This window comes from Aeromicrobium sp. PFPM2_SD2 (assembly GCF_057364525.1).
Genome location: NZ_JBNFNZ010000540.1, coordinates 1 through 1,503, shown reverse-complemented (window position 1 = coordinate 1,503; position 1,503 = coordinate 1). Strand labels below are relative to the sequence as shown.

Below are 1,503 nucleotides of genomic sequence, written 5' to 3'. Positions count from 1 at the left end.
GTCCAGGGCGGCCAGGGCGAGCGGCGCGCCGCGCGACGCACCTCGAAGTCGGTGCTCAGCAGGCTCTCCTCGACCTCGGCCCGCACGCGCAGCCCCTCCCCGTCGCCCGGGACGAGCCGGACGTCGGCGTTCGTCGCCTGCAGGACCACCTGCGAGGAGCCGCCCAGGTCGATGTCCTGCGTCTCCACCCGGGTGTCGCGCAGCGCGAGCGACAGCAGCAGGAAGGCGCCGATGAGCACCAGGGCGCCCAGGACGGTCGCCAGCACGGTCACGAGGGTGCGCGACTCCGGCGACGCCACGTCGTAGTCGCCGACCTGCTCGGCCGGGACGGCGCCCTGGATGATCGTGTCGTCGTCACCGGAGTGGCTCATGCGCACCAGTCAAGCAGCATCGCCCCGAGGCCACACGCCGTCCGGTCCGCGACCCTCGGTGCCCCGCAGGATGGCGCCGGGCGCCGCGCGGAGTCGGCTCGCGAGGGATCGCGGGGCGAGGGTGGCGGCAGTAGGTTGGCCCGGTGAGCCACGTCCCCGACTGCTGCGCCCCCGACGACTCCTCGCTGCGGTCACGGCTCTCGAGCCAGTCGATCCTGTCGTTCGCCTCGCACCAGAGCATCCTGTCCATCGGGTCGCACCACAGCATCCTGTCGATCGGGTCGAGCCACTCCGTGCTGTCGATCGGGTCCTTCGCGTCCTTCGCCTCGTTCTTCTCGGCGTTCTCGTTCGCGTCCCGGTTCTCGATCTTCTCGGCGCTCAGCGCGCTGAGCCGCTTCGGCTGGCGCGAGCGCGCGGAGGCCGGACGATGAGGCTCCCCGACCCCCGCGACCTGCTCACCGTCGCCGGCGTCGCCCCCGCCCTGCTGCAGGACGCCGTCACGTCGATCCCGCGGGTGCTGCGCCTGCTGGAGGCCGCCGAGCAGCTGGTCGACCGAGCGGACGTGCTCATCACCGGCATCGAGCAGACCCGCAAGGCGGCCGACGCGCTGATCGCGGGGGTCGAGCACACCCGTGAGTCCGCCGACGCCCTCGTCGCCCGTACCGAGCGCACGCTCGACGAGGCGAACGAGCTGATCGTCCGCAGCGCCGGCACGGTCGCCAGCGCCGAGCCGACGGCCAACCGTGCCGCCGCGCTGGTCGACTCGCTCGAGCCCAGCATCCAGGCGCTGCAGCCCACGCTCCAGACCCTCGCCCGCACGACCGGCGAGCACGAGGTCGCCGCCGCCGTGGAGATGATCGACAAGCTGCCGCGTCTGGCCCAGGCGCTCGAGGAAGACCTCATGCCGATGCTGGCCAACCTGCAGTCGGTGGCCCCGGACATGCACCAGCTGCTCGACGTCGTGACCGAGCTCAACGAGCTCGTCCTGCGCCTGCCCGGCATGGGCCGCCTGCGGCGCAAGGTGCACGAGGAGGAGGAAGCCGCCGGCTCCCGCCCGGTGCACCCCGAGGTCGCGGTCGCCGCCGACGAGGCCGGCGAGCGCACCCGCCAGCGTCACTGAGCCGGGCTAGGC

General features: G+C 73.3%; 3 protein-coding genes. 2 read left to right on the top strand and 1 reads right to left on the bottom strand.

Going from position 1 to position 1,503, the window contains the following annotated elements:
• A partial coding sequence (locus AC2W7G_RS16080) for a hypothetical protein (RefSeq protein WP_485869322.1) occupies window positions 1–371 on the bottom strand: 371 nt, incomplete at its 3' end.
• Window positions 372–514: 143 nt separating this feature from the next.
• On the opposite strand from AC2W7G_RS16080, the gene AC2W7G_RS16075 reads away from it, so the two are divergent.
• Together AC2W7G_RS16075 and AC2W7G_RS16070 are read left to right on the top strand one after the other, a co-directional pair.
• Window positions 515–802: a hypothetical protein gene (locus AC2W7G_RS16075; protein ID WP_485869321.1), complete on the top strand. Its 288-nt coding sequence runs from the start codon at window positions 515–517 to the stop codon at window positions 800–802.
• Complete coding sequence (locus AC2W7G_RS16070) at window positions 799–1,491, top strand: hypothetical protein (protein ID WP_485869320.1); 693 nt, start codon at window positions 799–801, stop codon at window positions 1,489–1,491. The genes AC2W7G_RS16075 and AC2W7G_RS16070 overlap by 4 nt, the downstream gene beginning before the upstream one ends.
• Window positions 1,492–1,503: the final 12 nt, after the last annotated feature.

Bases quoted from the DNA above. Each gene is read 5' to 3' on its own strand.
- AC2W7G_RS16070 (WP_485869320.1), top strand. From the start codon at position 799: ATGAGGCTCCCCGACCCCCGCGACCTGCTCACCGTCGCCGGCGTCGCC.